Below are 25,291 nucleotides of genomic sequence, written 5' to 3' on the forward strand. Positions count from 1 at the left end.
GCGCCGTTCGTGGCGCTGCGTTATTTGTCGACGTAATTAATATGGATTACGTATCAATCAGGCATCACGCGATATCCCACCATGCAGGCAGCAAGGCGCGCACATCGGGCCGCGCGAACCGGTCGTCCAGCAGATGCACCACGCCGCTATCGTGTTCGCTGCGGATCACGCGCCCGGCTGCCTGCACGACCTTGCGCAGGCCGGGAATCAGATAGGTGTAGTCGAAGCCCGCGCCGTACAGCGCATCCATGCGCTCGCGCATTGCTTCGTTGACGGCGTTGACCTGCGGCATGCCCAGCGTTGCGATAAACGTGCCGATCAGTCGCGTGCCCGGCAGATCGATGCCTTCGCCAAACGCGCCGCCCAGCACCGCGAAGCCAATGCCGCAACCGCCTTCCACGAAGCGCGCCACAAATGCCTGCTGCTGCGCTTCGTCCATCGTGCGCGACTGCGTCCAAGTATCGATGTGCGCGTGACGCGCAACGAAGACATCGGCGGCCTGCTGAAGATAGTCGTAGCTGCTGAAGAAGCAGAGGTAGTTGCCGGGACGCTGCGCATATTGCCGCGCGATCCGCTCGACCAGCGTGTCGAGCGAGCGTGCGCGATCCTTGTAGCGCGTCGAAATATCGCGCGCGATCTGCACATCGAGTTGCTCCGCGCGAAACGGCGTGCCGATTTCCACCTGCACCGTGTTCGCGGGCAGGCCGAGCATATCGGCGTAAAAATGCGCGGGCGCGAGCGTGGCGGAAAAGAGCGTCACGCTATGCGCGGCGGCCACGCGCGGGCGCAACGCGTTAGCGGGCACGAGATTGCGGATGCACAAGGTCGAACGCGCGCGTTTGCCTGCATGACCGGCCAGGGGCGTGACGTCGAAGATCGATTGCGTATCGAAGCGTTCGGCGAGACGCAGGAAATGCAGCGCGTCGAAATAGAGGCGTTCGAGATCGGCGTCGCGCACCAGCGCGGGTTCCGCAAGCTGATCGCCGATGCGGGCAATCACGTCGCCCAGCGCGCCGATCAGGCCGTCGGGCAGCGTATCGCTTGCGCGCCACGCATCGGGCGAGAGCGCGTTCTGTGCGTTCCAGTGACGCGCGAGTCGCGTGAGCGCGCGCTTCACCGGCGCGCTCGCGGCACGCCGCACGGCATCCATGCGCGTCTGCACGAGTTCGGCGGAATACATCGCGCGGGCGCGCTCGGGCAGATTGTGCGCTTCGTCCACCAGCAGGCTCATGCGCCACTGGTTGTGCGCGCCGAGCATGAACAGCATCGCGCTCACGTCGAAGTAATAGTTGTAGTCGCCGACGATCACGTCGCTCCAGCGCGCGAGTTCCTGGCCGAGGTAATACGGGCAGACCGCGTGTTCGCGCGCGACTTCGCGCAGCGCGTCGCGCTTGAGATGGACGCGGGCGAGCGCGGCTTCGCGCGCGGCGGGCAGGCGGTCGTAGAAGCCGCGCGCGAGCGGGCACGACTGGCCGTGGCACGCGAGTTCGGGATGCTCGCAGGCCTTGTCGCGCGCGACGAGTTCGAGCACGCGTAGCGGCAGCGGCGCGTTGGTTTCGTCGCTTGCGTCGCTCTGTGCATTCGCGAGCGTGTCGAGCGCATCGAGCGCGAGTTGCCGCCCGGAGCTTTTCGCGCTCAAAAACAGCACCTTGTCGATGCCGCCGCGCGCGCAGGCCTTCAACTGCGGAAACAAGGTGCCGATGGTCTTGCCGATGCCTGTCGGCGCCTGAGCGAGCAGACAACGGCCTTGGGTGGCCGCGCGCCAGACCGCCTCGGCGAGATCGCGCTGGCCCTGACGAAAGCTCGGATGCGGCAGACGCAGCGCGGCGAGCGCCGTGTCGCGCGCACTGCGATGCGCGCTTTCCTGCTCGGCCCATGCGATAAAGCGCGCGCATTGCGCTTCGAAATCCGCGCGTAACTGCCAGGCGCTGGCCTGCTCGACGAGCGCCGTTTCGCGCCCCGAACCGATGTCGTAATACACCAGCGCCAGTTCGAGCGTATCGAGGCCAAGCTTCTCGCACATCAAGGCGCCGTACACGCGCAACTGCGCCCAGTGCAGCGCGCGCTGGTTCTCGCGCATGGCGTCCAGATCGCCGCGATAGGTCTTGAATTCTTCGAGCCGATGTCGCGCGGGATCGTAGCCATCGGCGCGCCCGCGCACGGTCAGTGTGCCGATGGTGCCGCTCAGGGCGATTTCCGTTTCGTAACCGTCAGGCCGGCGCGCGGCGATGGCGGCGTGACCCGCGCGGCCTTCGCTCGCATCGGGCGAGGGCGTGAAGCGCAGATCGAGGTCGCCGCGTTTGGCGGTGAACTCGCAAAGCATGCGCACGGCGACGGTGTAACTCATGGCGCGATCACGGCTTCCTGCGCGATATCCTCGCTCGCCCAACGCGCCTGCAATACCGTCACCGGCATGCCGTGCGCGGCGCAGTAGGCGAGCCAGCGGCGCTGGTTGTCCTGCAGGCGATCGCCGGGCCCTTTGACTTCGATCAGTTCGTAGCGGCGCTCGCGCGGCCAGAAGCGCACGAGATCGGGCAGGCCCGAACGATTCGCAGCCGGCTCGCGCAAGAGGCGCTCGAACCACAGACGCAGATGCGCGGCCGGGAAGCAGTCGAGCGCCAGCGCGAGCAAGGTGTCGTCGAGCGCGCCCCATGCGATGAAGGGCGCCTGCGTGCCGTATTTATCGGCGAAACGCTGCGCGATGGTGTGGCGATACGTGCCGGTTTCGAGTTCGGCGAGACAGGCGTCGAACAGCGCCGCGCGGCGCGTAACGAAATCGGCGGCAAGCAGATCGGCGGGGCCGCGCTGGAACGGGTGGAAGAACGCGCCCGGCAGCGGCGCGAACAGCGCAGGCCAGCACAACAGGCCGAACAGGCCCGTAATGAGCGTGTTTTCGACGTAGAACACCGGCGCTTCGGCGTCGCTGCCAGCGAGCGCGAGACGCGCGGCTTCTTCCACGCGCAGCGGCCGGTGCGCGGCGGGCAGCGTCAGTTCGATGAGCGAGTGATCGGGCGCGGTGGGCTGGCTGCGTGACGTCGCGCGGCGGCGCGTCAGACGGCCGAGCGTGCGCGCGGCGCGCTGCGCCTCTTCTTCGTTCGCGGGCGCTTCGGCAATCGACTGGGCGAGTGCGCAGGCCGCGTCGCGCTGTCCCAGTTGCTCCAGCACGCGCACGCGCCGGTAGCGCGATTCGGGGTGGCCGCAGTCGAGATAGGCGCGCATCGCCAGCGCCGCTTCGCCCAGCCGTTCGGCCGACTGGCCCGCCGCGTGGCGCACTCGGTCGTGGCGCGCGCGCAGCCAGGCGTTGTGGTGCGTGTGCGCGGCAAGCGCGTCGAGAGCATCGAGCGCAGTGGCGATGTCGAGCGCGCCTGGATCTTCGGGCGCGACATCGAAAATCGCGCGGCAATCGCGCAGGGCCAGATACGCGTCGATATCGGCGCGCTGCTGGAAGGCCCGCGAGGCGCTGTCGAGCGGCACCGGTTCGTAGCGGTAGACGCCCAGATCGGCGAGCACGAATTCGGACCAGTCCTGATGCAGATTGCCGAAGAACATCAGGCGCAGACGTTCGCACAGCGGCGCGGCGACGAAGTCGAAAACCGTATCCGCCGTGGCGGGAAACCACGCGCTCCAAAGACGCGCGGCGGGCGCGGCGGCGCCGAGCGCGTCGAGCGTGGCCGCGCGCGTGGCGGTGCGCGGGTTCAGGGCGATCAGGTCGGGCGTGGCGGCTTCGCCCTGAGCGACGAGCCGCGCGGCGAGCGTCTGCAATTCCGCCTTGGTCACGAGCGCCGCAAGCGCGTCGAGCGCGAGTTCCGGCGCCGCGTCGAGCCAGCCCGCCGCGATTAACGGCGCGGCCGCCGCGCGCGGGCAGCCGATCTCGGCGTAATCGAGTTTGCTCGCGCGAAAGTGCGGGCCTTTGCGCATCAGCATGCGCACGAAGAGCGCCCGCGCCGCGAGCGGCAGGGCGCCGAATTCCTGCGCGAAACGGCGTTCGGCGTCGTCGAACAGGTCGGCGCAGCGCGCGTCGAGCCAGCCGAGCGCGCGCTCGAAGTTCGCCAGGTAGTAGAACGGATCGGGGGAGTCGGGGAGCACGCGCGGCACTGTATGGATATACAGCCGCGATGATAGCAGGCCCGCGCGCTTCGCTGCCGGCGGGGCCGTCCGGCGTAGATCGGCGTCGGGCGGGCCGTAAGCTACAATTGGCGCAGCCTGAAAACCGGATCGCGCTGCACGCGCGACTACAGTGACAAAACAGCGACAAGAGCGATGAACAAACGGAATGCCTGTCTCGTCGGCCTCGCGGCCGGCGCCACCCTGCTCGCGGGCTGCGTTGCGCAGTACCAGAACCCCAGCGCCTGCGAACAGGAGATGCGCAGCCGCCTCGCCAGTGCGTCGCTGGGCGACTTCTCCGTCACGCACACGGCGGTGGCGTATCGCGGCAAGCGCGTCGTCATCGAAGGGCAACTCGAACGCGGCATGATTCCGGCTTCGGGCGTGCTCGGGGCTTCGGAAGCGCTCGCGGTGGGCGGCATGCCGAATGCGGGTTCGCCGGCGGTGGCATCCGCTGCATCCGCTGCATCCAGTGCGGCTGGCGTGACGGGCAAGCAGCACGCTGCGGTTGCCGTGCCGGCGTCGGGCGCCTCTGCGGTCAGCGCGGCTTCGGCGCCGAAGGTCGAAGAGCCCAAACCCACCACGCCGCTTGGCATCCTCGCCGTGAAGCTCGGCCTGCACAAAGCGCCGCCGCCTGGCGCCGCCGCGGAATGCCAGTACGACCGCACCGGCGCGCTCACCGCGTTCCACTGGCTTTCGCCGGCCGCGCTTGCGAAGACCACGCCCGCAACGCCCGCATCCGACGCGCAGGCCGAATAAGCCGAAGTCAGCACAGGCCAGTACAGGCCAGCGCCCCGCGCGCATTCAGAACGCGTAGTACGGCCCCGTGCCTGCGGGTGTCGTCTGCGCCTGGATGGCGGTGTAGACGCGCCGCCCGAAGAAGAACGGCAAGCCCCAGCCGAATGCGCTGCCGTTGTAGCCCGCAAGATTGTTGAACGCCCAGTTGCCGGTTGCGAACAGCGACGTCGCGTTCGCAACCGATAGCGAAGCGGGCGCGGCCACGCCATCCACGCCCTTGAGCGTCGCGGCCAGGCTCTGCGGCGAACTCGGGCAGAACCACACGCCGCAGCGCGTGAGCGTCGCGTTCGCGAAGAAGAAACCGTTCGAACCGCTGTCGATGTAGCTCTGCGAATAGACGCTGCCATCCGATGTCGTGGTCGAAACGAAACCCGTCACCGAATTGCCGCGCAGCACCGTCGCGCTGCCGAGCGCATTGTTCGCCTGCGAACCGATGCCGAAGATCAGCGAGCCGCTCACTGCGCTTTCTCCCGTGCTCGCAATCGCCGGAAGATCGACGATAACGCCGTTATTGTCGGTGGCGAAGGCCGCGACCGGATTGCTCACCTGCTGCGCGAGCGGCTGCGTGCTCGCCGTGCAGTTGCCCGACGGGCATGCGTAGTACCACGAACTATTGGGCCCATTCACGCAGGACGCACCGCAATCGGCACCGAACGGCCCGACGCCGAGAATGCCGTTGGAGCGCAGCGCCGTGGCGTTGATCATGGCAAGGCCAAAACCCTTGCAGGCGCTGGGGATGGTCGGCACCGACGGGTCGGCGATCAGCTGGATCGGCAAGGCGGAGGCGACTTCGCCCGCGAGCTTCACGTCGGCGCTGCGCACCGCGCCCCACGTGTAGCCGGAGCCGAACGCCGCGCACGAACCGGCCGGATCACTGCCGTTGCCAGCGGGCACGGCCGGGAGCGCGAAGCCGGCCGGCAAGGCCGAGGCGAGCAGGCGCAGCCCCTGCGAGCCGGTATCGACCTGGACGTTGTTGACGATCGCGCAGGTGCTGGTGCCGGGCACGCAGACGGTGACGCTCGCCATCAGCATGTTGCGCGTCGAAGTGGGCGTCGAGGCGACGGTGATCGGCAAGACGTTGGGCGTGGTCGATTGCGTCACGCTGCCGGTGCTCGTGGCGGGCGTGGTGGAGGGGGGCGACGCGCCGGACGATCCCGATGCCGCAGGCGTACTGGCCGCGGACGTCCCGCCCGGGGCCGCCGCCGCTGCGGACGACGAACCGCCGCCGCCGCCACATGCAGCGAGCGCGGCCGCGAGCATCGCCGCGAACACGCACAGGCGCGCGCTCATCGCAGATCTCCTTCGCTCACGCCTGCGGGCAGCGCGCCCGGCAGCCACGCGCGGCCCACGTAGCTGCGCATCAAACCGCCGGATTCGACGATCACGCTCGGCGTATCCACGCGCGCGGCGTGCAGATTGTCGCGATCGGCCACGTGCAGCGCGACGGCGCCGTTCTGGAAGTCGGCGGCATAACGGCCGAGGAGGGTGTGCAGATTCGGCGCCGATGGCCCTTGCCACGTATAGGCGACGATCTGGCCGCTGGCCGTGGCCACGTATTCGCTCACGCGCGTGCCGGCTGCATCGACGCGCTGCGTGACGCGCAGCGCGCCGCCCGCGAGCGACTGGGTTGCGGCGGCGTCGGCGGCGTCGGTGGCGAGGCTTACGCGCGCCGCCGTCGGCACGATGTCGCCGAGCGCGGCCTGCGCGGGGCCGGATAGCGCGCCCAGAAGGCCCAGAAGTCCCAGAAGCGATAGAAGGCGGGCACCGGACGCGACGCGGCCCAGCCGGATGAGGCTGCAAGTTGTCATGAATTCTCTCCGTACGACGTTTTAGAATTTTTCTTTCTGATTTTTTTGGGGAAATTAGCATCGCGTCGGCGCGGCAAGGCGTGCACGCCAACAATGCCGATCGGCGCAAGCTCTGCGGCTGGCCGTCATCATCGGCAAGTCATTGATAAAAAATAGGATTTGTCTGATTGATGTTGCGCGGAGAGTGTTTTCAGAATGTGGACGAACGTTACATCTGCGCGGTCGTCACGCGCCCTGCGCAGCGTTACAAGCCGTCCGGCGAAGCGCGCTTCTTACCGCTGCAACATGCGGAAACGCGTCCGCTTAATCCGGTTTTTGCACAGCGCGCCATCTCGCCGGTAAAATGGCTGGTTGATCCACGCAAACTGTCCGTGGCGTAGCCGAAGGGATTACCCGAACATGAGTGATTTTCATCAACGTCTTGCCGCACGCGCGTTTGCGCTCCTGATGGCGGGCGGGCTGGTCGCCGGCTGCAGCTCGCCGACGCCGGGCAAGATCGATTACCGTAGTGACGCAAAGGCGAAGCAATCGTCGCTGGCCGTACCGCCGAACATGCTCGACGAAACGGCCGACCAGCGCTCGCTGCCCCCGCAGGGCGGCGAAACCTCGCTGTCGGCGCTCAAGCAGGTGCAGGCCGCCGCGCCCGCGACCGACGACAACAGCCAGGTCCTGCCGCAGGTGCCGGGCATGCATATCCAGCGTGACGGCACGGAAAGCTGGCTGGTCATCGACAGCCGCACGCCCGCCGACGTCTGGGCGCAGGTGCGTCGCTTCTGGCAGGAACAAGGCTTCCTGCTGGTCGTCGACCAGCGCGACAAGGGCCTGATGGAAACCGACTGGAACGAAACCCATCCCAAGATCAACGACGGCCTGATCCGTAATACGTTGTCCTGGGCCACGGGCAATTCCTACGTCACGGCAGAACGCAACAAGTACCGTACGCGTCTGGAAACCTCGCCCACGGGCGGCACGTATGTGTTCATCAGCCAGAAGGGCTTGAGCGAACAGCTTTCCGGCACGAACAACGAAACCAGCAAGTGGGTGCCCAAGCCCAACGATCCGGCGCTCGAACAGGAATACCTGAAGCGCCTGATGGTGACGCTGGCGCGCGCCAAGCCGGGCGTGCCGGACGCGCAGGTCGCCGCCGACGCCGACGCGAAGGCCGACAAGAAGGGTGCGAAGGCTGCATCGTCGAAGGCGCCGGATGCCGCAGCGGCAGCCATCGCTGCGCAGAACGCGGCGGCGGTGGGCCAGAGCCCCGCGGCTGCGGGTTCGAAGGGTGCGTCGGGCGGCACGCTGCCGGGCGGCCAGTACACCTCGACCGAGCTGACGCTGTCGGAGCCGTATGACCGTGCATGGTTGCGTGTGGGCCTCGCGCTCGACCGCGCCAACTTCACGGTGGACGACCGCGATCGCTCGAAGGGCGTCTACTACGTGCGTTACGTCGATCCGCAGGATATGACTTCGGCCGAGCAGGGCTTCTGGAACCAGATCTTCCACGGCCGCAAGGAAAAGGTCGCGAAGCAGTACAAGGTCAACGTGCGCGCCGTCACGGAAAACCAGACGCGCATCGCCGTGGTGGACGACAAGGGCGAGATCGACTCGTCGCGTCCCGCACGCGAAATCATGGGTCTCGTGGTCGAAGAGCTGCACTAAGACGCGCGTCACCCAGGCATTGCCCATAAAAAACCCGCCTTGCGCAAGCAGGCGGGTTTTTTCGTTTTACGTCCTTATCGGCGCGGCGGTGTTCAGTGCGGCGGAATCATCCACGTCAGCACGTACTGTTGCAGCCACACCAGAATGCCGAGCAGCACCGTCATCACGATCGAATGCTTGAAGGTGCGGGCGAAGACGTGACCTTCCTGGCCCTTGAGTTCGGTGGTCGCGACGCCAGTGGCGATGTTCTGCGGCGAGATCATCTTGCCCATCACGCCGCCCGACGAATTGGTCGCCGCCATCAGCACCGGGTTCAGGTTGAGCTGCTGCGCGGCCACTACCTGCAGATTGCCGAACAGCGCGTTGCCCGAGGTATCGCTGCCCGAGAGGAACACGGCCACCCAGCCGAGGAACGCCGAGACCAGCGGAAACAGTGCGCCCACTGACGCCACGCCCAGACCCAGCGTGTAGGTCAGCCCCGAATAGTTCATCAGGAACGCCAGTCCGACGATGGTCGCCACGGTGAGAATGGCGATGCGCGTCTGCACCCAGGTATCGACGATTGCGCCGCCGAAATCGGACGGCTTCAGACGCACGACGAACGCGGTGATGATCGCCGCGCACAGGATGGCGGTGCCGGTGGCGAGCGGCTGGAAGTCCCACACCGCGCCATAAGGCGTTTTGTAGAGCGTGATGAACACGGCCTTGTTCAGGCCCGGCCACGGCACCTTGACGTCGCCGATCGCGAACACCTTGGCCACCGTCCAGACGATCACCACGACCGCAACGATGATCCACGGATACCAGCCCTGCGCGCCCGTGATATTGCCGCGTACCTCTTTGCTTCGATCGACGCGGATTTCGAATTGCGCATCGGGCGCGGGCTTCCACACGCGCAGGAACAGGATCGTGAGGATCAGCGAAACGAGCGAGGAGAGCACATCGGTGAGACTGTAATTGACGTAGTTCGAGGTGACGAACTGCGTCAGCGCGAAGCTGCCGCCCGAAACCAGCAGCACGGGCCAGATGCGCAGCATGCCGCCCACGCCCGCGTAGATGGCGATCACGTAGAACGGCAGCAGCAGCGCGAAGAACGGCAACTGGCGGCCGACCATCTGGCCGAGCACATCGGCGGGAAGGTGCGTGACCGCGCCGAGCACCGTGATCGGCACACCCAGCGCGCCGAAGGCCACCGGCGCCGTGTTGAAGATCAGCGTGAAGGTGAGGGCTTCGAGCGTTGGAAAGCCCAGCATGATGAGCAGCGAACTGGTGATGGCGATCGGCGTGCCGAAGCCGGAAATCCCTTCGAACAACGCGCCGAACGAAAAACCCACGACCACCAGCACGATGCGCCGGTCGTTGGGCAGATTGTCGAGCAGCCACATGCGGAAGGCGGCGAAGCGACCCGAGCGCAGCGCGATGTTGTAGAGCAGGATCGCCGTCACGACGATCCACATGACCGGCCAGAGCGCGAACACCACGCCGTTGAGCACCGCGCTGATCGCCAGATTGACCGGAAACTGCCAGCCCGCGATCGCGACAATCAGCCCGACGATCAACCCGGCGAGCGAGGCCTGCCAGGCGGGCCGGCGCGCCCAGCCGAGCAGGATGAGCACCACAACGATCGGCAGCACCGCGACGAGAAACGACAAAAGCAGCGAATTGCCGATGGGAGTCAACAACTGGTGGAACATGACGTCTCCTTTCTGCTGGTTCGTATCGGCGCGGGCGTGCGTGAGGGCGCACGGCGAGCCGGGCATGGCGTCAGGCGGAATGCGGACAGCGAGCAGACAACAAGCAGGCAGATGCGGCAGAACGCGAGCGGCATGCGCGTGGCGCTCGCGAATTCCACCGCTGAGGAGGGCTTATTCAGTAAGGCAGTGTTTCAATCCCCGATGCCCCACTTGCAGGATAGAAAACGGAGCGCCAGGGTCAAGCAGGGAAAGTACGGTCGTGCGGTGCCAGAGCGATCTTTAGTGATGCCAGTGACCGCCGCCATAGCCGCCATGGCCCCAGTAGCCGCGTCCCCAATAACCGCCGCCGCCCCAGAAGCCGACGCCGATCGAAACTGCCGGTGCGCCCCAGCCCCAACCGGAATAGCCGTAGTACGCGGGATAAGGGTAATAGGCCGGATAGATCGGCCACGCCGGCACTGCAACCGCAACGGGCGGCGAGGGATAAAGCGGTCCTGGATATTGAGCATCCGCGACGGCAGCGGGCGCAGGGTTGGGGCGCGCGTAGGTTTGCGTAACGGTGCGCGTCGTCGTTGAGCCTGCAACGGCCACGGCGGTTTCCTGCTGCGTGCTGGCGGCGGGAACGGTCGGGTAATAACCCGGGTAGTAATACGGCGACCAGGCCGAGTACCCGTAAGGCGTGTAGTAATAGCAACCCGAGAGCGCGAGCAGCGCGCCGGTAGCGCACACGATCGCCGCCGTTCTGAGCGGACGGCACAGCGCGCGAGTAGAAAGCGGGGATTTCATGGCGACTCCAGACGAACGCTTCAGGCTATCACGCCTGAACGATCGCGCCATGTGTGAACGCAAAAGCGGCACATGCCCTTGCAGGAGCACGTGCCGCGTATCCTCTCTGAAGCCGAGTGACTGGCCAATCTGCCTGTTGTATCTTGTTGCGCTTTTAGCGGCTTTCGTACTGCACATAGCGTGACGAAAGGATCGTCGAACCAGGATGCCAGGCGTCACGCAGTCACGCACTCCGGCGCGAAACCTTACTTGCCAACCTGATTGCCGATAATGCCGCCGACTGCGGCGCCGCCCACGGTAGAAAGCGCGCTACCGCCGATCACGGCGCCAGCGGCACCACCGACACCTGCGCCAATGGCAGTGTCACGGTCGCGTCGGGACATGTTGTCGCAAGCGCTCAGACTGCCGATCACGGCAACGAGCGTAGCCACGGTGAAGAGGGTACGGGTGCGAGCGAAGTTTTTCATGTTCGACTCCAGCTATAGGGGGTATCCGGTGCAAAAGGAGTCGCATAAATCGCGCCCAGTTCGCACCTCCAGTACACCCATCCTAGCCACGCCCTCCGTATCCGGGTGTGTGCGCTTGTCAGCGAGTTGTCGGAGTCGTTAAAAAGTGTTTCGGTGTGGAAAGCATCATTCGCTGCGCTGCACGATACGTCAGCTCATCGTGCAGCGCAGCGAAAGGGCGTTCTCGCCTTACTGGCGCTGATAAATCTCTGCGCCTTGCTTGACGAATTCCACCGCCTTCACTTCCATGCCTTTTTTCAAGGCTTCGGCGTCGCTGACGCCTTGTTTGGCCGCGAAGTCGCGCACGTCCTGCGTGATCTTCATCGAGCAGAAGTGCGGGCCGCACATCGAGCAGAAATGCGCGACCTTGGCCGAGTCCTTGGGCAGCGTTTCGTCGTGGAATTCACGCGCCTTGTCCGGGTCGAGGCCGATGTTGAACTGGTCTTCCCAGCGGAACTCGAAACGCGCCTTCGACAAGGCGTTGTCACGCACCTGCGCGCCCGGATGACCCTTGGCCAGATCGGCGGCATGCGCCGCGAGCTTGTACGTGATGATGCCTTCCTTCACGTCGTCCTTGTTCGGCAGGCCCAGGTGTTCCTTCGGCGTGACGTAGCAGAGCATCGCCGTGCCGAACCAGCCGATCATCGCCGCGCCAATGCCCGAGGTGATGTGATCGTAGCCCGGAGCGATATCGGTCGTGAGCGGCCCGAGCGTGTAGAACGGCGCTTCGTCGCACCATTCCAGCTGCAGGTCCATGTTTTCCTTGATGAGCTGCATCGGCACATGGCCGGGGCCTTCGATCATCACCTGTACGTCGTGCTTCCACGCGATCTGCGTGAGTTCGCCCAGCGTCTTGAGTTCGCCCAGTTGCGCTTCGTCGTTGGCGTCGTAGATCGAGCCGGGGCGCAGGCCGTCGCCCAGCGAAAAGCTCACGTCGTATTCCTTCATGATTTCGCAGATCTCTTCGAAATGCTCGTAAATGAAGGACTCCTTGTGATGCGCGAGACACCACTTGGCCATGATCGAGCCGCCGCGCGACACGATGCCCGTCATGCGGTTGGCCGTCAGCGGCACGTATTGCAGACGCACGCCCGCGTGAATCGTGAAGTAATCGACGCCTTGCTCGGCCTGTTCGATCAGCGTGTCGCGGAACATTTCCCAGGTCAGGTCTTCGGCCTTGCCGTTGACCTTTTCGAGCGCCTGATAGATCGGCACCGTGCCGATCGGCACCGGCGAATTGCGGATGATCCACTCGCGCGTTTCGTGAATGTGCTTGCCGGTCGACAGATCCATCACCGTGTCGCCGCCCCAGCGGATTGCCCAGGTCATCTTGTCGACTTCCTCGCCGATCGAGGACGTCACCGCCGAATTGCCGATATTCGCGTTGATCTTCACGAGGAAGTTACGGCCGATGATCATCGGCTCGCTTTCCGGGTGGTTGATGTTGGCGGGAATGATCGCGCGGCCGCGGGCGATTTCCTCGCGCACGAATTCCGGCGTGATTTCCTTGAGCGCATCCTTGCCGAAGGCAGCAGCACCGAACGCCTGGCCCGGATGCTGGCGGCCCATCATGGCGGCGAGCTTCGCGCCGTTCGGGCCGCTGGTCTTGAGGCTTTCGAGGTATTCGGCGCGTCGCTGGTTTTCGCGGATGGCGATGTATTCCATCTCGGGCGTGATGATGCCCTGACGCGCGTAGTGCATCTGCGTGACGTTCTTGCCCGCTTGTGCGCGGCGCGGCGTGCGGTGCAGGCCGGGGAAACGCAGCTCGGCCGTGGCCGGATCGGCGGCGCGCTCGCGGCCGTAATCGGAGGAGAGGCCCGGCAGCGCTTCGGTGTCGCCGCGCTTCTCGATCCATGCCTGACGCACGGCGGGCAAGCCTGCGCGAATGTCGATCTTCGCTTCGGGATCGGTGTACGGACCCGAGGTGTCGTAGACGTAGATCGGCGGATTCTTTTCGCCGCCGAAGCCCGTGGGCGTATCGGCCTGCGTGATCTCGCGCATCGGCACGCGGATGTCCGGCTGCGAACCGGTCACGTAGATCTTGCGGGAATTGGGCAGCGGCGCAATCGCGGCTTCGTCGACGTGCGCGTTGGCGGAAATGAACTTGGGATTCGCGTTCATGCGTCTCTCTCCATGCAATGCAAAGTGGGAACTACGGCTTCGCAGGAGACGAGACGGAACGTGGACGGACCTCGCAATGAGGATGGGTGCAGGCGGTGATGCGTGTCTTGCTGCAAGGTCCGGACGCTTCCCTGCGCTGGCATTATCCAGATCAGGTTCAAAGGGTATTTCTCACCCGCGAAATACGCTGCCTGACGCTATTCGTGTGAACAGTTCGAAGCGGCGCATAACGCAGGACCCCCGCGTAAGCAGGCCAAACGATACACCGCGCTGCGACACTCTGGCAAGTGCCTTTGCGTGGGGGAATGTGCTGTGTACGCGAGGAATTCGCGCGCGCGACCTATATAGGAGAGAACGCGCTTTTGACGCGAAAAAGGGCGAAAAACGAGGCGAAAAAACTTGTCGATGGACTGCGCCGGGAGCCTCGGCGGGCTCGTTGACCGGCGCAATCGCGCATCACAGCGCGAAGTCGTCGGCGGCTTCGGGCTGGAACAGGATGCGCGAAATTTTCAGCGTTTCGACGGCGCCGCTGGGCGGTGTGAAGCGCACGGTTTCGCCGCGTTTCGCGCCGAGCAGCGCCAGTCCTGCGGGCGAAAACACGTTGAGACGGCCTTGATTGACGCTGGCGTTGGCCGGGTAGACGACCGTCCAGGTGACGGCTTCGCCAGTGCGATCGCTCACCAGCGTGACCTGCGAATTCATGGTGACGATATTGGCGGCAATTTCGCGCGGATCGACGATCTCGGCGCGTTCGAGCAGTTCGTCGAGCATCAGTTGGCGCGCGGGCGCGGCGCCGGTTTCGGCGGCGCATTTTTCGAGGCGGGCGAGATCGAGCTCGGTCAGATAACGGATTTTCTTCGACATGGGATTCTCCTTTGCGATCCAGATGAAGCGGCCTTCAGGGAAGGCCTCGATAGGGCGTACGGGATCGGCCCGGAGCCCGACTGAATGGCTCCGGCAAAGGAGGGTGGTTCAGTGCGGACGCCGGGCGAAGGCGAGCGGGGCCGGCAGGCCGGAAGGGCGTCGCAGCGCGCACGCGTGCGCCGCCACCGGGCGCGAGGCGCGCGGTGGAAGCGAGGCGAAAAACGCAGGCAGCGGACGCATGATGAATGTAATGACAATGAAAGAATGTGACATCCTAGCACGGTCTCAAAATGACGCATCGACCTGGCATGAAGCGACGGTTTTCTGTCTTCGCACGACATCGCTGCGCCCTTATTTCGCGACCGTTGCGCGCGCGCTGCGCGTCGGCGCATAAAGCACGTTCGCGGCGTCCGCAACGCGGCGCCTTGTTGCATAATGCGTGGCGCCCGTTCCGGGTATTTCGGGCGGCTTTCGACCGGCTTGCATTTTCCTGTGCGGCTTGGTCGTGTGTTGCTCTGGTGCGCTTACTTTCGCGTCTCCTACTCTCTCTCGTCGCCTCCATCATGCCGTCGCGCTTTATTCGTCCCGTCCCTGGTCTGGCGGGGCGTTCGCGGTTAGCCCTCTGGTTTGTCTCCCGTTCTGCGGCGGTGCAATGACGATGCCGCCCCGTTTGCCTTCCGGTTCGTCCATCAGCCCGTATTTGCGCGGTTTCCTGCAGTTGCTCGGCACGCTAGGCGCGCACAGCTGGCGTCTCGCGCGCAGCGTGCGGCTGCCGCAGACGCGCGGCGGTCGCGTCGCGCTGGCGCTGGCCGTCGTGTACTTCGTCTGGGGTTCGACCTATCTCGCCGTGCATGTGGCGCTCGAATCGTTCCCGCCGCTGCTGCTCTCCGGGCTGCGTAACCTGCTGGCGGGCATCGGCCTGTTCGTATTCGCGATGCGACGGCGCCCCGTCATGCCCACGCTCACGCAGATCCGCAATGCCGGCGTGGTCGGCACGATGCTCGTGGGGCTGTCGAGCGGCATGCTGGCCTACGGCATGCGCACGGTCGGCACCGGCACGGCGGCGGTGATGGTCGCAACGGTGCCCTTGTTCGCCACGCTGATCGCGGCGGCTGCCGGGCGGCGCGTCGCCAAAGGCGAATGGGCCGCAGTGGGGCTGGGCCTTGTCGGCATCGCGATCCTGAGCCACGGTGGCGGCGCGAGCGGTACGGCCGGCGGCAGTCTGGCGATTCTGGGCGGCGCGTTGTTCTGGGCGATCGGCGCGCATCTGGCCGGGCGGCTCGAATTGCCTGCCGATCTCTTTATCGCCACGGCACTGCAGATTGGCCTGGGCGGCGGGATTTCGACGCTCGTGGCGATCGTCACCGGCGAACGCATGGGCGCGCTGCATTTTGTGCCGTTCGTCGCCTTTGGCTATCTGATGCTGATCGGCACGATGGCCGCGTATGTTGCCTACGGTTATCTGATCCGCAATACCAGCCCGATCGTGGCCAGTAGCTGCATGTACGTGAATCCGGTGGTGGCGGTGGCACTGGGCGCGCTCACGCTGGGCGAACCGATTACCCATTCCACGATCATCGCGACCGCGCTGATTCTGGGCAGCGTGGGCCTTTCGTTCGTATTCGACGATCGTCGGCGTGCTTCATGAGGGTCTTCCGGCCACATTTCGCAGGCTGCGAAAATCATTCGGATTGCAGATTAACCCGATTAACCACGCTATCCAATAACGCCATTTAACGCGATCCGGCGCTGCCTGAAAAGGCAGCGCCGAACGCGCAGCGAGTGCATTTCAACGGCACTGAACAGCCGTTTCCACACCCCGCATATCACGCCTGCCGAGCCGCGTTACTTGGCTTGCTCGGCGGTATTCGTGATGGCGTGACCGCCCGCGGACATATCCTGGCCAGCGCCTGCAACGGTGTTGCAGGCCGCCAGCGCCGCGGCCGACGCGGCAACGAGAAGCAAGGCAATCAGGCGTTTCATGAGGGAATCTCCACGGATTAAGGGAGACCTCCTACAGCACGCCGCGTGCCTGACCTCCGTGCGAGCCCGTGCAGCACGCGTGCCACGCCTTCAGGCCCACCCTTTGCGCTTGGGACGGACAGCAGTCAGTCGTCCCCACCGTTCAAGGAGAGTCAGATGTCGAAGTCACACGCTGCGTTTGAATTTGACCTGAAGCGCGTGCGCGAAGAGGCGCGCCGCAATCTGGATCAGGGTTCCGTCACCCCGAGCTATCGTGCCGATCGCGAGGCCGTGCTCAAGCTCCTCAACGATTCGCTCGCCACCGAACTGGTCTGCGTGCTGCGCTACAAGCGCCACTATTTCATGGCGAAGGGCATCGAATCGGAAGCCGTTGCGGCCGAATTTCTCGAGCATGCCAACGAAGAACAGCAGCACGCGGACATGCTCGCCGCGCGCATCGTGCAACTGGGCGGCGAGCCGGATTTCGCGCCCGCGCACCTGAGCGAGCGCTCGCATTCGGAATACAAGGAAGGCAAGGATCTGCACGACATGATCCGCGAAAACCTGATTGCCGAGCGCATCGCCATCGATAGTTATCGCGCGATCATCCAGTATCTCGGCGATACCGACACCACCACGCGCCGCATCTTCGAAGAGATTCTGGCGGTGGAGGAGGAGCACGCCGACGATATGACCGATCTGCTCGATTCGGGCCGCTAGGCCCGGCGCTGTGCGACTAGATTGGCGAATGAAACGGTGATCAAAGCGCCTGCGCGCTCGCGTCCAGACGCGGGCGCGTGGCGAAATGAATCCACGCGGCGAGCGCGCTGAATGCGAGCCCGGCCACGCACACGCCCACCCAGCCGAAGGCGTGCCACGTGGCCGCGCCGACGGCCGAGCCGGTTGCGCCGCCGATGAAGTAGCACACCATGAACACGGTATTCACGCGGCTGCGCGCTTCGGGGCGCAGCGCGTAAATGCGCGACTGGTTCGAGATCTGGGCGGCCTGTACGCCCACGTCGAGCACCACCACGCCGATCACGAGTCCGATCAGGCTCTTGCCCGAGAACGCGAAAATCACGAATGCGATGGCGATCAGCGCGATCGACAGCGTGATGACGGCGCGCGGGCCGCGTTTATCGGCGGAACGACCGGCCCACGGCGCGGCCAGCGCACCCGCCGCACCGACGATGCCGAACAGCCCCGCAACCTGCGGCCCGAGATGGAACGGCTCGCCCGCGAGCAGCAGCGTGAGCACGGGCCAGAACAGGCTGAACGCCGCAAAGAGGCACGCGCCTGTTGCCGACGCTTCGCGCAGGCCGCGCAACTCCACCACCAGATGCCACATCGAGCCGATCAGTTTGCCGTAGCTGAGCGTCGAAGTCGGCTTGCTCTTCGGCAACTTCTTGACGATGACCACCGCAAGCAGGAGCAGCGCGATGATCGACGCGCCAAACACCGCGCGCCAGCCGAAATACTGTCCGACAAAACCGGCCGCCGTGCGCGCGAGCAGAATGCCGAGCAGCAGCCCGCTCATCACCGTGCCGACCGCATGGCCGCGCGCTTCGGGCGGCGCGAGTTCGGCCGAGAACGGCACCGCCTGCTGCGCGATGGTCGACAGCACGCCGATGGCGAGACTCGCGCCGATCAGCACGGGCAGCGTCGGCGCGAAGGTCGCGGCCAGCAGCGCGAGGCAAAGCAGGCCGATCTGCAGAAGGATGATGCGGCGGCGGTCGAAGCGGTCGCCCAGCGGCGCGAGCAGCAGCATGCCGGCGGCGTAGCCGAGTTGCGTCGAGGCCGGTACGGCGCCGATCCACGCCGCGCCGGACGGGAACGCCTTGCGGAAGTCGTCGAGCAGCGGCTGGTTGTAGTAGATGTTCGCGACCGAGATGCCCGCAATGGTGGCGAGCAGGAGCAACAGGCCGCGCAGCGACTGACTTTCGCCAGCGGATGCGGAATCGGGTGTGGACATGGACACGGGGCTACGAGCGCGGGCAAAGCCCGCCAGAACGGAAAAGTGCGGAACAGCGGCCCGGACGAACCGGGGCGTGCCGATGATACCGGAGCCCGTGGGTTCGTGCTGGCGGCCGCTTCCGTGACGATGCAAGCCGCTACCGACCGATGACGCCCGCCCGCCGCGTCAGGCGATCAGTTCGCCCGACGGCTCGTGGAACGGGTAGGGGCCGTCCGCATCGTCGACATAGGCGTGATGGGTGACGATGCCGCGGGCCGCGTCGTAGCGATGCAGCGCGAACGCGGGCGGCTCAAGCGTAAAAGTGGACGGCGCATCCGGCGCGAGATCGAGCGTCACCTGATGTGCGGGCGCCGGCACGGCACTGGCGATGGTGCCGCCAAAGCGCACGAACATCGGCCGGTGCACGTGGCCGCAGAGCACGCGCTCGACGTTCGGGTGGCGCGCGATCAGCGCTTCGAGCGCACGCGCGGCGGTGTCGTCCAGGCGGATCGCGTCCATATGGGCGATGCCGCAATCGAAGGGCGGATGATGCAGCGCGACGATCACCGGTTTGCCGCGCGCCGCGTCCAGCTGCTGTTCGAGCCACGTCAGCCGCGCCGCGCAAAGCGTGCCGCCGCTCTCGCCCGGCGACATCGAATCGAGCGCGATCAGGCGCAGCGGCCCGAGATCGGCGGCGTATTGCACGAACTCGCCGCCTGCGCGCAACTCCGCGCGCTCCGGGAAGACTTCGCGCAGCCCTTCGCGGCCGTCGTGATTGCCGATCAGCAGCCAGCAAGGCATGCGCAACGGCGCGAGCAGCGTCTTGAGATGGTGATATTCGTCGGCGTGGCCGCGATCGACCAGATCGCCGGTCACGAGCACGACGTCCGGGCGCGGCGAGAGCGCATTCAGGCGTTCGACCGTGCGTGCGAGACTGGCAGCCGTATCGACGCGCCGATACGCAAGCGCGCCCGGTTCCTTGATGTGCAGATCGCTGATTTGCGCGAGCAGCATGGTGACCTCGATCAATTCTCGATTGTAAAAATTACGCGAGCGCGATGAGCGCTTCGGGCGCGATGGCAATGCCCACGCGCGTGCCGCGCGCGAGTTCGATGCGACCGGCGACATCGACGAAAAGCGCATCGGGCGCGGCGCCGCCGATGGTCAGCCGCGTGCGCTCGCCGAGGAAAGTCGCCTGTTCGATCACGCCGCGCAGCGGCGCGTGGGCGGGATCGGCGAGCGTGGCGTCTTCGGGGCGGAAGAACAGTTCGGCCGCGCCCGAAGCGGGGCGCGCGCTGGCGTCGAGCGTGCCGCCCGAGGTCACGAGCGCGCCGTCGCGCCATTGTCCTGCGATCCGGTTGAGCGTGCCGACGAACTGCGCGACCGCGCGGCTCGCGGGCTGGTAATAGATCTCGCGCGGCGTGCCGATCTGCTCGATGCGGCCCGCGCTCATCACGACGATGCGGTCGCCCAGCTCCATCGCCTCGGCCTGATCGTGCGTGACGTAGACCGTGGTGACGCCCAGCTCGCGCAGCAGCGTGTTCATCTCGCCGCGCAGTGCATCGCGCAAACGCGCGTCGAGCGCGGTGAGCGGCTCGTCGAGCAGCAGCACGCGCGGACGCGGCGCGAGCGCGCGCGCCAGGGCGACACGCTGGCGCTGCCCGCCCGAAAGCTGGCCGATGGGTTTATCGGCGTGGGCTTCGAGACGCATCATGGCGAGCAGTTCGTCCACGCGCGCGCGGGCGTCGGCGGCGGGAACGCGGGCGATCTTCAGACCGTAGCCGATATTGCCGCGCACGTTCAGGTTCGGAAACAGCGCGTAGTTCTGGAACACCATGCCGACCTTGCGGCGCTCGATGGGCAACGCGGTGACGTCGTCGTCGCCGAATTGCACGCGGCCGCCCGCATCGGGCGTTTCAAGGCCGGCGATCAAACGCAGCGTCGTGGTCTTGCCGCAGCCCGACGGGCCGAGCAGCACCAGCGTTTCCCCCGCGTCAATCGACAGATCGAGCGGTTCCAGCACGCGCGCCCCGCGATAGGTCTTGCCGCATTGCGTGAGCGCAATCGGCATCGAATCGAGTTTCATTGGGAATCCTGATGAGTGTGCTTTGCGGCTTGATCACGCTTGCGTGTGCCCTTGCCCGTGCCCGGCGTCTGTGCGCCGAACCATTGCATCGCCACGAGTAGCGGCATCGTCATCACGAAGAAGAGCAGGGTGTAAGCGCTGCCGATCTCGATACGCATCGACGCATAGGTATCGGCGAGGCCGACGGGCAGCGTTTTCGTATCGGGCGTGTGCAGCATCCACGTGAGATTGAATTCGCCGATGGATAGCGTGAGCACGGCGAGCGCACCCGCCAGAATGCCCGGCCGCGCATTGGGCAGCACGATCGTGAAGAAGCGCTGCACGAAATGCGCGCCGAGGCTGGCGGCGCCTTCTTCGAGCGTGCGCAGATCCGCGGCGGCGCACACGGCGGCGACCGGGCGCACCATGAACGGCAGCGTGAAAACCACATGACCCACGACGATAAAAGCCGCGCTCATGCGAAACGCGGAGAAGCCGCCGTACACCACCAGCAGCGCGAGCGCCGAAGCGAGTCCGGGCAGCGCAACCGGCATCACCAGCAACTCTTCGATCAGACGCGAAAGACGCGTGCGGCTGCGTGCGAGCGCGTAGCCTGCGGGCACGCCGGTCAGGAGCGTGATCGCGAGCGTCGCGGCCGCCACTTCCAGCGAGAGGAACACCGAGTCGTGATACTGGCTCCAGACTGCTTCGAGCCAGCGCAGCGTGAGGCCGCTCGCCACGCCGCGAAAGTAGTTCACGGTGAGGCCCGCGACGATCGACATCACCACGGGGATGACGAGAAACGCGCAGGTGAGGAGCGTGACAAACCACTGCGCCGCGGCGATCCACGTGCGTGTGGAGGGCAGGGCGAGACGGCGCCTGGCGACCGGCGCGCCGGTTCTGCTGAGCGTGCTCATGCCGTCGCCGCCACGGCAGCGCCTGTGAGGCTGCGCGCGATCGTCAGCACGGCCCACGTCACGACGCCGAGCACGATCGACAGGCCTGCCGCCGTGACCATGTTCGCGTTGAGCGTGAACTCGGTGTAGATCGTCATCGGCAAGACGTCGATATCGGTGGCGAGCGTGAAGGCGGTGCCGAACGCGCCCATCGCGGTTGCGAAGCAGACGGCGCCCGCCGCGATCAGTCCCGGCGCGAGCGCGGGCAGGATCACATCGCGCGTGACGCGCCACGAGGAGGCGCCCAGCGAGCGCGCGGCTTCTTCGAGCGAGGTGTCGAGCTGGCTGGCGCTGGCCATCACCGTGACGATCACGCGCGGAATCGAAAAGTACAGATAGCCCAGGAACAGGCCCGCCATCGAATAGGCAAACACCCAGCGCTCGCCGGTCAGACGCATGGCGAGCGCGCCGATCAAGCCCTGGCGCCCGGCCAGCATGATGACCATGAAGCCGACGACCACGCCTGGAAACGCCAGCGGAAACGTCAGCAGCGCGACCAGCAGGCGACGCCCCGCGAATTCCCGGCGCGCGAGCAGCAGGCCGCAAATCGTCGAGAGCACGAGTGTGGCCACGGTGACCGCCGCCGATAGCAGCACGGTCTGCAGCAGGCTCGTCATGTAGCGGCCATTAGTCAGGAGTGCGCGATAAGTGCCGATCAGATGACCATCGGCGCTGACCTGAACGAGGGCCACCATCGGCAGCAGCCAGAAGGCGAGAAACACCGCGAGCGCGGGCGCGACGAGCGCCACGCGCCAGCGCAGCGGGAAGGTGAGATCGTGCATGAAAGACGAAAATAACCAGAACGAAGACGGTGTTAATGCATGATCTGCAGATAGCGTTCGCCGAATGCGCGCTGCTGCGCTGCCATCTTCGCGAAATCGACAGGCTTGGCGCGCGCATAGTCGCTGGCGGGCAGGAACTTCGCGGCGGCTTCGGGCGATAGCGTGTTCGCGCGCACGGGGCGCAGATACGCGCTGGCCCAAAGCTTCTGGCCTTGATCCGAGAGCACGAAATCCAGCACTTTCTTGCCGTTCTGCGCGTGCGGCGCGTTCTTCACGAGACTCATCACATAGGGCACCGAGATCGTGCCTTCGGTGGGAATCACGAATTGCACATTGGCGTGATCCTTGTACCTGGCGCGATAGGCGTCGAAGTCGTAATCGAGCAGGATCGGAATCTCGCCCGAGAGCACGCGCGCGTAGGCGGTCTGCTTCGGCACGATCGGCTGGTTCGCCTTGAGCTTGCTGAACCACGTGAAGGCCGGCTGGAAGTTGTCGAGCGTGCCGCCGAGCGCGAGATTCACCGCCACGGCGCCCGCATAGCCCACGAAAGCACTCGACGGATCGAGGTAGCCGATCATGCCTTTGTATTCGGGCTTGAGCAGATCGGCCCACGAGCGCGGCACCGGTCGCCCTTCGAGCGCGTCCTTGTTGACGAAGAAACCCAGCGTGCCCGAATGGATCGCGAACCAGTAGCCTTGCGGGTCCTTGAGGTTGGCCGGAATCTCGTCCCAGTGCGCGGGTTTGTATGGCGCGATGACGCCTTTGTCCTTCGCCTGGAACGCGGAAGACACGCCCAGATAGACGACATCGGCGACCGGGCTTTTCTGCTCGGCCATCAATTGCGCGATCGACTGGCCGGAGTTCTTGTTGTCGAACGGCACGCGAATGCCGGTCTGACGCTCGATCGCCTGGATCTGGCTCGCCCAGTCGGCCCATTCGGGCGGGCAGTTGTAGCAGATGGCGGTTTCGTCGGCGTGGACCGGCGTCGAGGCGCTCGATGCGGCGAATCCCGCGGCAAGCGCGAGCGTGACGCTGAGCGCCGTGCGGGCGGAGTGGACGAAGCGGGCGAAGCGGCGTATCACGTCGAGGCTCCTGTGCGGATGGGCGGCATGGTGTGTCGATGCGTTTGGCCACGCGCGCGGGCACGCCGTTCTAGCGGCGCGCGGCGCGTGGCACGTCGAAAAAGGGCTTAGCCGAGCGCGACGCCCCGGCCGCCGACGCCGGCGCGCAACGCGCCGCCGCCCGTCGCGATGGCCGCGATCGTGCCGCCTTCGCGCAGCGTGTGCGCTAGCGTGAGATCGAGCGTCGGGCCCACGTATTCGCCGCTGATGCGCGCCATCAGACGCTGCCAGGCGGCGCGGCCGATTTCGCCGTTGGGCGTGCCGATGCTCGCGAGCGGCGGCGCGAGCAGTTCGCTCATCGCCAGGCCGTCGAAGCCGAGAATCGACATGTCCTGCGGCACGCGCATGCGCGCGCGGCGCAGACCGCGCATCACCACCATCGCCAGCAGGTCGTTGCTGCAAAAGAGCGCCGTGGGGCGCGCAGGCCCCGTGCTCAGATGCGCGAGCACCGAAGGCGCGAGCGCTTCGGCATTGAAGTCGATTTCCAGCGCGGGCGCGGGTGTGAGGCCGGCCTGTTCCATCGCGTGGGCATAACCGGCGTAGCGCTGGCGCGCGCGGTCCGATGCCGAGAGCGTGCCCGCAAGCATCAGGATGCGCCGGTGGCCGTGCGCGATCAGCATGCGCACGCCGTCACAGGCGGCCTGGTGATTGTCGACCGATACCGAAGGGCGGCGCGTCGTGTCGTTGTGCATGAGCACGTAGAGCGGGCCATCGGCGTCGAGTTCGTCGAGCAGCGGGTGGGTATCCGCATCGGCGACCGTGAGGATCAGGCCTTCTACCCGTTGCGCGCGCAACGTTTCGATTGCGTGGCGCTCGCGCTGGGCGTCGTATTGCGTCGTCATCAGCATCAGGCGAAAGCCCTGTGCCGAAGCCAGTTCGTCGATGCCCTGCAGGCATTCGGCGAACACGGGATTGGCGAGCGTCGGCAACACCACGCCGATCAGGCGCGTGCGCTCGCCGCGCAACTGGCGGCCGATCGGGCTGGGGCGAAACTTGAGTGCGTCGATGGCTTCGCGCACCTTGGCGAGTGTCACGGGATTGACCGTGTGCGGCGCATTGATCGCCCGGGAAACCGTGGCGATCGAAAAACCGGCGTGTGCGGCGACATCCTTGATGGTTGGCGTCATGCGGGCGGCCCGAGCGTTGTAAACGTTTTCGATGCGGCCGATTATGGAAAGCGCATGTGACCGCGCGATGAACGCCAGATGACGGCGGATGACCGGCGGCGCTTGGGAGGGTACGCGGGGCAGTGGTAGAATGCCGTCCGCCCTGCCGGCGTGATGAAATTGGTAAACATAGCGGACTTAAAAACAGATTGAGTGCCCAGCCGGAAACGGCCGGTGCAGAACCCCTCAAATTCGGCGAACCCCCTGGAACCAGGCGACGCGCAAGCGTGCGGTTACCGAGGCAACGCCGAGCCAAGCCGGCTGACGCGCAAGCGTCGGCATGGAAGGTGTAGAGACTAGACGGGGGGCGCCTAAGGTTCGAAGGTTTGGGTCGCTGCAAAGCGCGCACAAGTTTTCAGGCTAGGGCGAAGGCATAGTCCAGCGCACGAACGCCGCTTGTTGCTTTAAGTTGTTTGCACAGCGCGCGGCGTCTAAAGACGTAGTGTGACGAAAATCCGCCGCCTCACGGCTTACCGGTTCAAGTCCGGTCGCCGGCACCAGGGCCACCTGGATACGCTTCGCAAGAAGCCCTGAAACCCGCACAGGCGTCATGCCTTGCGGGTTTTTTGTTTTCTGCTGCGCAATGGGGCGAAAAGACGTGGCCAGCTGACGGGCCGATCGAGAAACCGCAAACGTTGGCGGTGTCGTGCGAGGAAGTGGAGTCGCGGTGCCCGGCTTGTGCGTGCTGCGACGATCCGGGATCAGTGTGCGCCGCGCGCGATCAGCGGCTGCCGATCTGGCCAGTGCGAGGGTTCACGAGCCGTGCAAATCCGAACAATGCGGCAATGCCAAGCGGCGAAGCGATAAAGAAAGCGGTCAGCATGATACGAAGTGAGACAAACCGTAACAAAGTGTGTCTCAAGTGTAGCGCGCCGATGCAATTTGAGTATCAGGGAGAACGACAACAAACTATTGTGCGATCGTAAGATTCGGGAAGGTTTGCGGCGG

Annotated in this window: 21 protein-coding genes and 1 riboswitch; of the genes, 4 read left to right on the forward strand and 17 right to left on the reverse strand. The window is 65.6% G+C overall.

Annotation, left to right across the window (positions count from 1 at the left end):
* Nucleotides 1–64: 64 nt before the first annotated feature.
* Nucleotides 65–2,347, reverse strand: coding sequence for an ATP-dependent DNA helicase (locus tag G3N59_RS22655; RefSeq protein ID WP_205984959.1), 2,283 nt, complete (start codon nt 2,345–2,347; stop codon nt 65–67).
* The gene (locus G3N59_RS22660) at nt 2,344–4,086 is read right to left on the reverse strand and encodes a VRR-NUC domain-containing protein (protein ID WP_205984961.1); all 1,743 of its coding nucleotides are present in this window, start codon (nt 4,084–4,086) and stop codon (nt 2,344–2,346) included. The genes G3N59_RS22655 and G3N59_RS22660 overlap by 4 nt, the downstream gene beginning before the upstream one ends.
* A 174-nt stretch (nt 4,087–4,260) precedes the next feature.
* Here G3N59_RS22660 and G3N59_RS22665 point away from each other — a divergent pair, with 174 nt between their 5' ends.
* Nucleotides 4,261–4,863 (forward strand): hypothetical protein, encoded by a 603-nt coding sequence (locus G3N59_RS22665; protein ID WP_205984962.1) that lies wholly within the window; start codon nt 4,261–4,263, stop codon nt 4,861–4,863.
* A gap of 45 nt (nt 4,864–4,908) precedes the next feature.
* On the opposite strand, the gene G3N59_RS22670 is transcribed toward G3N59_RS22665, so the two are convergent.
* The gene (locus G3N59_RS22670) at nt 4,909–6,192 is read right to left on the reverse strand and encodes a DUF3443 domain-containing protein (protein WP_205984964.1); all 1,284 of its coding nucleotides are present in this window, start codon (nt 6,190–6,192) and stop codon (nt 4,909–4,911) included.
* The gene (locus G3N59_RS22675; RefSeq protein WP_205984966.1) at nt 6,189–6,710 is read right to left on the reverse strand and encodes a DUF2844 domain-containing protein; all 522 of its coding nucleotides are present in this window, start codon (nt 6,708–6,710) and stop codon (nt 6,189–6,191) included. The genes G3N59_RS22670 and G3N59_RS22675 overlap by 4 nt, the downstream gene beginning before the upstream one ends.
* Nucleotides 6,711–7,109: 399 nt before the next feature.
* Between G3N59_RS22675 and bamC the strand changes: the two genes are divergently transcribed.
* Complete coding sequence (gene bamC, locus G3N59_RS22680; RefSeq protein WP_205984968.1) at nt 7,110–8,366, forward strand: outer membrane protein assembly factor BamC; 1,257 nt, start codon at nt 7,110–7,112, stop codon at nt 8,364–8,366.
* A 92-nt stretch (nt 8,367–8,458) separates the two neighbouring features.
* On the opposite strand, the gene G3N59_RS22685 is transcribed toward bamC, so the two are convergent.
* From G3N59_RS22685 to G3N59_RS22705, 5 genes are all read right to left on the reverse strand, one after another.
* Nucleotides 8,459–10,060 carry an L-lactate permease gene (locus tag G3N59_RS22685; protein ID WP_205984970.1) on the reverse strand — a complete coding sequence of 534 codons (1,602 nt, stop codon included), beginning with the start codon at nt 10,058–10,060 and terminating at the stop codon, nt 8,459–8,461.
* 279 nt (nt 10,061–10,339) lie between these two features.
* The gene (locus G3N59_RS22690) at nt 10,340–10,846 is read right to left on the reverse strand and encodes a hypothetical protein (RefSeq protein WP_241023794.1); all 507 of its coding nucleotides are present in this window, start codon (nt 10,844–10,846) and stop codon (nt 10,340–10,342) included.
* Between the two features lie 245 nt (nt 10,847–11,091).
* Nucleotides 11,092–11,313: a glycine zipper 2TM domain-containing protein gene (locus tag G3N59_RS22695; RefSeq protein ID WP_205984978.1), complete on the reverse strand. Its 222-nt coding sequence runs from the start codon at nt 11,311–11,313 to the stop codon at nt 11,092–11,094.
* A gap of 228 nt (nt 11,314–11,541) precedes the next feature.
* Nucleotides 11,542–13,473 (reverse strand): phosphomethylpyrimidine synthase ThiC, encoded by a 1,932-nt coding sequence (gene thiC, locus G3N59_RS22700; protein WP_205984980.1) that lies wholly within the window; start codon nt 13,471–13,473, stop codon nt 11,542–11,544.
* A gap of 110 nt (nt 13,474–13,583) precedes the next feature.
* Nucleotides 13,584–13,725: riboswitch (TPP riboswitch) on the reverse strand.
* A gap of 204 nt (nt 13,726–13,929) precedes the next feature.
* Entirely contained in the window at nt 13,930–14,337 is a 408-nt protein-coding gene (locus G3N59_RS22705; protein ID WP_205984982.1) for a GreA/GreB family elongation factor, read from the reverse strand.
* Nucleotides 14,338–14,989: 652 nt separating this feature from the next.
* On the opposite strand from G3N59_RS22705, the gene G3N59_RS22710 reads away from it, so the two are divergent.
* Nucleotides 14,990–15,985, forward strand: a complete 996-nt coding sequence (locus G3N59_RS22710; protein ID WP_241023796.1) for an EamA family transporter — start codon at nt 14,990–14,992, stop codon at nt 15,983–15,985.
* A gap of 197 nt (nt 15,986–16,182) precedes the next feature.
* On the opposite strand, the gene G3N59_RS22715 is transcribed toward G3N59_RS22710, so the two are convergent.
* Nucleotides 16,183–16,320, reverse strand: a complete 138-nt coding sequence (locus G3N59_RS22715; protein ID WP_205984984.1) for an entericidin A/B family lipoprotein — start codon at nt 16,318–16,320, stop codon at nt 16,183–16,185.
* A 156-nt stretch (nt 16,321–16,476) separates the two neighbouring features.
* Between G3N59_RS22715 and G3N59_RS22720 the strand changes: the two genes are divergently transcribed.
* Nucleotides 16,477–17,019 (forward strand): ferritin-like domain-containing protein, encoded by a 543-nt coding sequence (locus tag G3N59_RS22720; RefSeq protein WP_205984986.1) that lies wholly within the window; start codon nt 16,477–16,479, stop codon nt 17,017–17,019.
* A 40-nt stretch (nt 17,020–17,059) separates the two neighbouring features.
* On the opposite strand, the gene G3N59_RS22725 is transcribed toward G3N59_RS22720, so the two are convergent.
* From G3N59_RS22725 to G3N59_RS22755, 7 genes are all read right to left on the reverse strand, one after another.
* Nucleotides 17,060–18,271 (reverse strand): MFS transporter, encoded by a 1,212-nt coding sequence (locus G3N59_RS22725; RefSeq protein WP_205984988.1) that lies wholly within the window; start codon nt 18,269–18,271, stop codon nt 17,060–17,062.
* A gap of 168 nt (nt 18,272–18,439) precedes the next feature.
* Nucleotides 18,440–19,267, reverse strand: coding sequence for a phosphodiesterase (locus G3N59_RS22730; protein WP_205984990.1), 828 nt, complete (start codon nt 19,265–19,267; stop codon nt 18,440–18,442).
* 31 nt (nt 19,268–19,298) lie between these two features.
* Nucleotides 19,299–20,339 carry an ABC transporter ATP-binding protein gene (locus tag G3N59_RS22735; RefSeq protein ID WP_205984992.1) on the reverse strand — a complete coding sequence of 347 codons (1,041 nt, stop codon included), beginning with the start codon at nt 20,337–20,339 and terminating at the stop codon, nt 19,299–19,301.
* Nucleotides 20,336–21,235, reverse strand: coding sequence for an ABC transporter permease (locus G3N59_RS22740; protein ID WP_205984999.1), 900 nt, complete (start codon nt 21,233–21,235; stop codon nt 20,336–20,338). Before G3N59_RS22740 ends, G3N59_RS22735 begins: the two co-directional genes overlap by 4 nt.
* On the reverse strand, nt 21,232–22,056 hold the full coding sequence (locus tag G3N59_RS22745) for an ABC transporter permease (protein ID WP_205985001.1): 825 nt from the start codon (nt 22,054–22,056) through the stop codon (nt 21,232–21,234). Before G3N59_RS22745 ends, G3N59_RS22740 begins: the two co-directional genes overlap by 4 nt.
* 32 nt (nt 22,057–22,088) lie before the next feature.
* The gene (locus G3N59_RS22750) at nt 22,089–23,135 is read right to left on the reverse strand and encodes an ABC transporter substrate-binding protein (RefSeq protein WP_205985055.1); all 1,047 of its coding nucleotides are present in this window, start codon (nt 23,133–23,135) and stop codon (nt 22,089–22,091) included.
* A gap of 110 nt (nt 23,136–23,245) precedes the next feature.
* On the reverse strand, nt 23,246–24,304 hold the full coding sequence (locus tag G3N59_RS22755) for a substrate-binding domain-containing protein (RefSeq protein ID WP_205985010.1): 1,059 nt from the start codon (nt 24,302–24,304) through the stop codon (nt 23,246–23,248).
* Nucleotides 24,305–25,291: the final 987 nt, after the last annotated feature.

The organism is Paraburkholderia sp. Ac-20340, assembly GCF_017104965.1.
Taxonomy (GTDB): Bacteria; Pseudomonadota; Gammaproteobacteria; order Burkholderiales; family Burkholderiaceae; genus Paraburkholderia.

What these genes read in the sequence shown, in the direction of transcription:
- G3N59_RS22740 (WP_205984999.1), bottom strand. Translation starts at nt 21,235, where the DNA reads ATGAGCACGCTCAGCAGAACCGGCGCGCCGGTCGCCAGGCGCCGTCTC.
- G3N59_RS22695 (WP_205984978.1), bottom strand. Translation starts at nt 11,313, where the DNA reads ATGAAAAACTTCGCTCGCACCCGTACCCTCTTCACCGTGGCTACGCTC.
- G3N59_RS22715 (WP_205984984.1), bottom strand. Translation starts at nt 16,320, where the DNA reads ATGAAACGCCTGATTGCCTTGCTTCTCGTTGCCGCGTCGGCCGCGGCG.
- G3N59_RS22710 (WP_241023796.1), top strand. Translation starts at nt 14,990, where the DNA reads ATGACGATGCCGCCCCGTTTGCCTTCCGGTTCGTCCATCAGCCCGTAT.
- G3N59_RS22705 (WP_205984982.1), bottom strand. Translation starts at nt 14,337, where the DNA reads ATGTCGAAGAAAATCCGTTATCTGACCGAGCTCGATCTCGCCCGCCTC.
- G3N59_RS22725 (WP_205984988.1), bottom strand. Translation starts at nt 18,271, where the DNA reads ATGTCCACACCCGATTCCGCATCCGCTGGCGAAAGTCAGTCGCTGCGC.
- bamC (WP_205984968.1), top strand. Translation starts at nt 7,110, where the DNA reads ATGAGTGATTTTCATCAACGTCTTGCCGCACGCGCGTTTGCGCTCCTG.
- G3N59_RS22735 (WP_205984992.1), bottom strand. Translation starts at nt 20,339, where the DNA reads ATGAAACTCGATTCGATGCCGATTGCGCTCACGCAATGCGGCAAGACC.
- G3N59_RS22745 (WP_205985001.1), bottom strand. Translation starts at nt 22,056, where the DNA reads ATGCACGATCTCACCTTCCCGCTGCGCTGGCGCGTGGCGCTCGTCGCG.
- G3N59_RS22690 (WP_241023794.1), bottom strand. Translation starts at nt 10,846, where the DNA reads ATGAAATCCCCGCTTTCTACTCGCGCGCTGTGCCGTCCGCTCAGAACG.
- G3N59_RS22655 (WP_205984959.1), bottom strand. Translation starts at nt 2,347, where the DNA reads ATGAGTTACACCGTCGCCGTGCGCATGCTTTGCGAGTTCACCGCCAAA.
- G3N59_RS22670 (WP_205984964.1), bottom strand. Translation starts at nt 6,192, where the DNA reads ATGAGCGCGCGCCTGTGCGTGTTCGCGGCGATGCTCGCGGCCGCGCTC.
- G3N59_RS22755 (WP_205985010.1), bottom strand. Translation starts at nt 24,304, where the DNA reads ATGACGCCAACCATCAAGGATGTCGCCGCACACGCCGGTTTTTCGATC.
- G3N59_RS22665 (WP_205984962.1), top strand. Translation starts at nt 4,261, where the DNA reads ATGAACAAACGGAATGCCTGTCTCGTCGGCCTCGCGGCCGGCGCCACC.
- G3N59_RS22730 (WP_205984990.1), bottom strand. Translation starts at nt 19,267, where the DNA reads ATGCTGCTCGCGCAAATCAGCGATCTGCACATCAAGGAACCGGGCGCG.
- G3N59_RS22720 (WP_205984986.1), top strand. Translation starts at nt 16,477, where the DNA reads ATGTCGAAGTCACACGCTGCGTTTGAATTTGACCTGAAGCGCGTGCGC.
- G3N59_RS22685 (WP_205984970.1), bottom strand. Translation starts at nt 10,060, where the DNA reads ATGTTCCACCAGTTGTTGACTCCCATCGGCAATTCGCTGCTTTTGTCG.
- G3N59_RS22675 (WP_205984966.1), bottom strand. Translation starts at nt 6,710, where the DNA reads ATGACAACTTGCAGCCTCATCCGGCTGGGCCGCGTCGCGTCCGGTGCC.
- thiC (WP_205984980.1), bottom strand. Translation starts at nt 13,473, where the DNA reads ATGAACGCGAATCCCAAGTTCATTTCCGCCAACGCGCACGTCGACGAA.